General features: G+C 61.6%; 6 protein-coding genes and 1 tRNA gene. 4 read left to right on the top strand and 3 right to left on the bottom strand.

The annotated features are described in order from the left end of the window. Positions 1–105: 105 nt before the first annotated feature. Together BJF92_RS16505 and BJF92_RS16500 are read right to left on the bottom strand one after the other, a co-directional pair. Complete coding sequence (locus BJF92_RS16505) at positions 106–1,671, bottom strand: cryptochrome/photolyase family protein (RefSeq protein WP_245294805.1); 1,566 nt, start codon at positions 1,669–1,671, stop codon at positions 106–108. After that, positions 1,668–2,366 carry an SDR family NAD(P)-dependent oxidoreductase gene (locus tag BJF92_RS16500; RefSeq protein WP_075635857.1) on the bottom strand — a complete coding sequence of 233 codons (699 nt, stop codon included), beginning with the start codon at positions 2,364–2,366 and terminating at the stop codon, positions 1,668–1,670. The genes BJF92_RS16505 and BJF92_RS16500 overlap by 4 nt, the downstream gene beginning before the upstream one ends. A gap of 258 nt (positions 2,367–2,624) precedes the next feature. Here BJF92_RS16500 and BJF92_RS16495 point away from each other — a divergent pair. The 4 genes from BJF92_RS16495 (at position 2,625) to BJF92_RS25625 (ending at position 4,532) form a co-directional block, all read left to right on the top strand. Next, positions 2,625–2,701 (top strand) — tRNA-Arg (locus BJF92_RS16495). 420 nt (positions 2,702–3,121) lie between these two features. Continuing rightward, positions 3,122–3,274, top strand: a complete 153-nt coding sequence (locus BJF92_RS26345) for a hypothetical protein (RefSeq protein ID WP_342585801.1) — start codon at positions 3,122–3,124, stop codon at positions 3,272–3,274. A gap of 314 nt (positions 3,275–3,588) precedes the next feature. Then, positions 3,589–4,308, top strand: a complete 720-nt coding sequence (lexA, locus tag BJF92_RS16485; RefSeq protein ID WP_075635856.1) for a transcriptional repressor LexA — start codon at positions 3,589–3,591, stop codon at positions 4,306–4,308. 74 nt (positions 4,309–4,382) lie between these two features. Then, positions 4,383–4,532, top strand: coding sequence for a hypothetical protein (locus tag BJF92_RS25625; protein WP_158032242.1), 150 nt, complete (start codon positions 4,383–4,385; stop codon positions 4,530–4,532). Between the two features lie 547 nt (positions 4,533–5,079). Here the strand turns inward: BJF92_RS25625 and BJF92_RS16480 are convergent. After that, on the bottom strand, positions 5,080–5,526 hold the full coding sequence (locus BJF92_RS16480) for an NUDIX domain-containing protein (RefSeq protein ID WP_075635855.1): 447 nt from the start codon (positions 5,524–5,526) through the stop codon (positions 5,080–5,082). Between the last annotated feature and the right edge of the window lie 396 nt (positions 5,527–5,922).

Here is a 5,922-nt window from a genome sequence, read left to right as displayed (position 1 = left end):
TCCTCAGTGCGATGCTCTAGATTTTTGTTTTTGCATCGGATTTTTCCGAAAACCGGTTCCCACTTTTCGGTCCGATGCTCTAAGTGGACCACCAGCGGCTGCCCCTCACCCCTCGCCATAGGCCGGCAGCGCATCCAGCGCCTTCAAGAACGCCGCAGCACTCTGCCGATACGCCGCCTGCTGCGCCTCCGTCATCCTGCCCCAGGCGGCATAGACCGTGGCGAGGCGGCGGTTGCCCTTCAGCCGCGCCTCCTGCCGGGCGAGGAAATCCCAGTAGAGCGCATTGAACGGGCAGGCGCCCTCGCCCGTCTTCTTCTTCACGTCATAGCCGCAGCCGCTGCAATAATCCGACATTCGGTTGATGTAGCTGCCGCCGGCCGCATAGGGCTTGGAGCCAAGCAGGCCGCCATCGGCGAACTGGCTCATGCCGATGACATTCGGCAGTTCCACCCATTCATAGGCATCGGCATAGACTTCGAGATACCAGCGATGCACCGCCTGGGGATCGATGCCGGCCAGAAGCGCGAAATTGCCCGTGATCATCAGCCGCTGAATATGGTGGGCATAGGCGAGATCGCGCGTCTGGCGCACGACGGTGGCGATGCAGGCCATCTCCGTCTCGCCGGTCCAGTAGAAGGCTGGCATCGGCCTTGTGGCCTCCAGCGCGTTGCTGTCGAGATAGCCGGGCATCTTGAGCCAGTAGATGCCGCGCACATATTCCCGCCAGCCGATGATCTGGCGGATGAATCCTTCCGCCGCATTGAGCGGCGCCCGGCCGGCGCGATAGGCGGCCTCCACCTTGCGGCAGACCGCCAGCGGATCCAGAAGCCCGGCATTGATATAGAAGGAGAGGAGCGAATGGCTGAGCACGGGATCCCCTGCCAGCATCGCATCCTGCCTGTCGCCGAAATCGGGCAGATGATGCGTGACGAAGTCATCGAGCAGCCGGACAGCATCCTCGGCCGTGACCGCCAAATCGAAGCCATCAAGCACGCCGAAATGATGGGAGAAGCGCGCCCCGACCAGCGCCAGCACCTCCTGCGTGATGCGATCGGGCGCGATCGACCGGCGCCGGGGCGCGGAAAAAAGGTCGCCGGCTGCCTGTGCCGCCGGCTTGCGATTGTCGGCGTCGAAGTTCCAGCGCCCGCCCTCGGGCTGATCGCCCTGCATCAGAAGCCCGGTCTTGCGCCGCATGTCACGGTAGAAATACTCCATCCGCAGCTGCTTGCGTCCTTCGGCCCAGGCGGCAAACTCCGCCTTCGAACAGAGAAAGCGGTCGTCCTCGCGGATCTCCACCGGCAGGTTGAAGGCCCGCTGCCAGCCGGCCATGGCCTCCGCCAGCCGATATTCGCCCGCTTCCGTCACGATCAGCCGGTCCGCCCGCATCCGCCGCAACGCGCGCTGGACCTCGCCGGCGAGCGAGCCGCTGTTGTCGGGATCGTCGAGCCTGACATAATCGACAGAAAAGCCTTTTGCCTCAAGTGTTTCGGCGAAATGGCGCATGGCGGAAAAGAGAAAGCCGATTTTCTTCGGATGATGGCGCACATAGGTCGCCTCCTCCATCACCTCGCACAGGAGCAGGTGGTCGCGCGCGGGATCGGCATCGCGCAGGCTGCTGATCTCGGGCGAGAGCTGATCGCCGAGGAGAAGGATCAGGTGGCGGGCGCTCACCATTCGATCGGCTGCCCGTCATAGGCGAAAAAGCCGCCTGTCGCGGCCTGCGGCAGGCCATCGATGATGCCGAGCAGGCGCGCGGCCGCCTCATCCGGCGTCATCTTGTCGTGTCCCTGCCCGTAGCTGGCGGTCAGCCGCGTTTCCACCGTGCCGGGATGCAGCGCGAGCACGAGCGCCTGTGGCCGGTTGCGGGCGATCTCGATGGCGGCCGTCCGGACTATCTGGTTGAGCGCCGCCTTCGCCGCGCGATAGGAGATCCAGCCGCCCAACCGGTTATCGCCGATCGACCCGACCCGTGCCGACAAGGTGGCGAAGACGGCGCGCCGATCCCGGGGCATCAGCGGCGAGAAGTGCTTGATCAGCAGCGCCGGGCCGATGGCATTGACGGCGAACTGCCGCGCCATGGCATCGGGATCGAGCGCGCGCAGGCTCTTTTCCGGCCGGTCCTGCCCGATCTCCAGCGCGCCGGTGGCATCGATCACCAAATCCATCACGGCCCCTTGCGCCGAAAGCCGCCCCGCCGCCTGCGCGACTAGGTCTTCCCGCGTGATATCAAGCCCATCCTCCCGGCGCGACAGAGCGATAACGCCGCCACAGGCCGGATCGCGCCCCAAGGCCCCAACCAGAGCGCCGCCGATCCCGCCGCTTGCGCCAATCACAAGGGCACAAAACCCATGCCGCAAGGAATCCATCCGCCGTCCCTTCTCCCGCACCCGCCGCATCGCCGTCGCCGGGCACCGCCCGCCGCAAATCCCGCCGCACTCCCGCCTCCTACGCCGCCCGCCCCCAACCGGATCGGCCCCGCCGCCCTCTTCGCCAAGGCAGCCCCGTCCCCCGAAAGATCCGCCTGTCTCTTTCTCTCGGAAAGCAACGCTTGCCCATTGATGCCCGGCGCAAGCTAGGCTATGAACGCCTCATCCACTGCTTCGATGCCTTACGCACCGAAGGATGCACCCGTAGCTCAGCTGGATAGAGTGTTGGATTCCGATTCCAAAGGTCACAGGTTCGAATCCTGTCGGGTGCGCCATTTCAGTACAGAACTGCGAACAGCCAACGCCGCCGTTTATGATTGCGCTCCCTTGGTTCGTCGCTATGAGCGCTGGAGTGGGCTCTCCGTTTCGATAAAAATTTCCGAAAAGCAGCTTGAGCAGGGCATTATTGCTCTGCCGCCGGGACCGGCGCTTCGCTATGCCATCGTCGCGTCACCGGCTTGCATCGCCAGACACGGCATGCCTGAGACCCCCTCCGATCTGATCCGCCACAACTGCATCAAGCGCAGATTTCCCGGCAGCAGGCTTGTCACTTGGCGATTTGTCGAAGCGGACGAAGAGATCGACATCGCGCCAGAAGGCCGCCTGGCCGTCACCACGGCCCATAACGAACTGCAGGCGGAACTGATCGGGGTAGAGGGAGTGCGCATGTCTTCGAGGATTATGCCAGTGCATATGTGCTGGCCGGCCGATTGGTCGAGCTTCTGTCCGAATGGTCTCCGGTCCTGCCCCACTGGTTTCTGTACTACCCCAAGCGCCGCCTCCCGAGTGCCGCCATGCGGGCCTTTCTGGCGCATATGCGAAGCTATGATTGGCGAGGTAGAGCGTGATGACAAAGGATCGCGCCTGCCGATCCGCCGCGGGACGCCATGCCAGCGTCGATCCGGCGCGCGGTCTCCGCATGCTCTCACTGCCTCTCGACGGGCGCGCGAAGCAGGCGATGTTGCCATCCGCGCGGGCCCACGTGGGCGGTCTTCGACGACATCGTGGCAACGAAGCGGGAAAGAACGCTAGCGCCCGCTCCTCTGACGCCCCACTTCAATCCTTCAAAAAAAGGCCACGTATCGAAATTTCCTTGCGGAACACATAACGAACAGATAGGTTTCGTTCGTGATTTGTTTCCCGCCGGTCTGGAGCCCGAAAGATGTTGACGCGCAAGCAACAGGAACTGCTGCTGTTCATCCATGAGCGGATGAAGGAGTCGGGCGTTCCCCCGTCTTTCGACGAGATGAAGGATGCGCTGTCGCTGGCGTCGAAATCGGGAATTCACCGGCTGATCACGGCGCTGGAGGAGCGCGGCTTCATTCGCCGCCTGCCGAACCGCGCGCGTGCGCTCGAGGTGATCAAGCTGCCGGACGTCTATGGCGCGCCGCCGCCCAAGCGCGGCTTTACGCCCAGCGTGATCCAGGGCAGCCGCGATGCGGCCGCAGGCCAGCGCGAGGTCGCCCGCCCGGCCGCTGCCCGCCCCGTGGAAAGTGCGACGATGACCGTTCCGGTCATGGGCCGCATCGCCGCGGGCGTGCCGATCTCCGCCATTCAGAACAACACCCATGATATCGCCGTACCTGCCGAGATGATCGGCAATGGCAGTCATTACGCATTGGAGGTGCGCGGCGATTCGATGATCGAGGCCGGCATTCTCGACGGCGACCTGGTCATCATCCGCGACGGAAGCACAGCGACGCAGGGCGACATCGTCGTCGCGCTCGTCGATGAGGAAGAAGCGACGCTGAAGCGCTTCCGCCGCAAGGGCGACTCGATCGCGCTGGAAGCGGCGAACCCGGCCTATGAGACACGGATTTTCGGGCCGGACAGGGTCAAGATCCAGGGCAAGCTCGTCGGACTGATCCGTCGCTATCATTGACGGGCTGACAAGGCGGGCGTCCGATCCCAGCGCTCCTGTCGCAGAGCATCCTTTCAACGATCGGAAGCCTGTACATGGCAGAATCAGTGAATGCCCGCCAATCAGGGCAAGCGATGCGCATGGAAAGAACTAAAGCGCAGAACTATAGTCGGGATAGCGACGATCCAGCAGATTGGGAAAAGCCAGAGACGGAATTCGAAAATACGCAGGGCAAATTGCTGTGATAGCGAAGCCATGCCCCTGCTCCGCAGAATACGGTCATGACGAGGGCGAGGCTTTTTTAGACAGCATCATGCACACCCCCTTCAAAGCGGTTTGATGACATCATAGGCCAATCGCCGCAGAGCCTGTCGGAAAAGGGCGGGTTCCTGCATCATGTGGTCGCAAAGCGTTTGAGCTATCAGATTACAGCGTCCTCGCACCCATCAAGGCATCCCGCGCACAATGACACCGGCTTGCAAAAGCCATATGCCGCAAGGCGAGGACTGGAAACGCGGGAGGCGAAACACCGTAAGTTCTGGAGGCGGACTGCCTGTTTCTTCTGATGTCCAGACACCGGCTGGAGCCGATGGCTTCTGCGGCAAAAAAACGCTATGCGCGCCAGCAAGCTGCGCTTCGCGTTCCTCATGAAATGTCATTCTCTTTCATCGCCGTCCTCTCGCCCGTTTCCTGCTTCGTTCACTGTGGCGATGATCTGTTCTTCCGTGAGCCGTCACCGCTTCGCTCGTTCGTCTCCTCGGCCTGACGGATCTCGCAGGATATGGACGAGGTTCAAGACTCATGTTGCCGGAGCCGCGCGAGCACTTTCCCCACCATGGGATGACTGTCCGCAGGGACATCATCGACAGGAAACCAGGCGATCTCGGCAATCTCTCTGCTTCGCCGGGAGTGGCTCTCGGCAATGGCGCATGCGGTGAAGGCGGTTATGTAATCACGTTTTGTCGCTGACGACACATTGGGAATGACGCCAAGAAGAGTTGGACGTTCTGCGAGCTTGAGCCCGGTCTCTTCATAAAGCTCTCTTTCGGCGGCGGCCTCAGGCGCTTCGGGAGGATCGACACCACCGCCGGGAAGATGCCATCCCGGCTTGTAGCTATGCCGCACCAGCAAGACCTTCTGATCTTTCAAAACAGCAATTTGCGCACCGAGCGTCGCACGTTGCTTCATCCAAAGCGCCATATAGAACAGCTTCATTGCAAGCGTATTTAAATAGATCATCGTCTTCTTCCGACGTCTTACACGCAAACGACCTCAATATGGTATCCGATGATTTGCGGCAGCGCGTGCTTTATCGAGATTCAGGCGCGGATAGTTCGTCATTGGAGAAGCTGGAAAAGAACAAATGAGCTGGGTCTCTGAACGCCTTGCTTTCCGCGAATTGGCCTGACGGTAGATCGTGCTGATAGACAGCATGCCGGCATCCATACGTCAACATGAGAGGGAGACTGGACTGGGTCGAAGCCACGCCACGCGCTCGCCGGTCATGATTTCCCGAACGAATTGAGCAAGGTGACCCATGTTGGTTGGCTTGTTAGCTAGGCTCAGGACTCATAAATCACAACCAAAAGATAACGGTTGCAGCGATGCATATGCTTGAGAAGAAGGTATGCGCGC

It is taken from the genome of Xaviernesmea rhizosphaerae (assembly GCF_001938945.1).
Classification (GTDB): Bacteria; Pseudomonadota; Alphaproteobacteria; order Rhizobiales; family Rhizobiaceae; genus Xaviernesmea; species Xaviernesmea rhizosphaerae.
The sequence above is the reverse complement of the archived record's forward strand: the minus strand, read 5'-3'. Positions and strand labels throughout refer to the sequence as shown.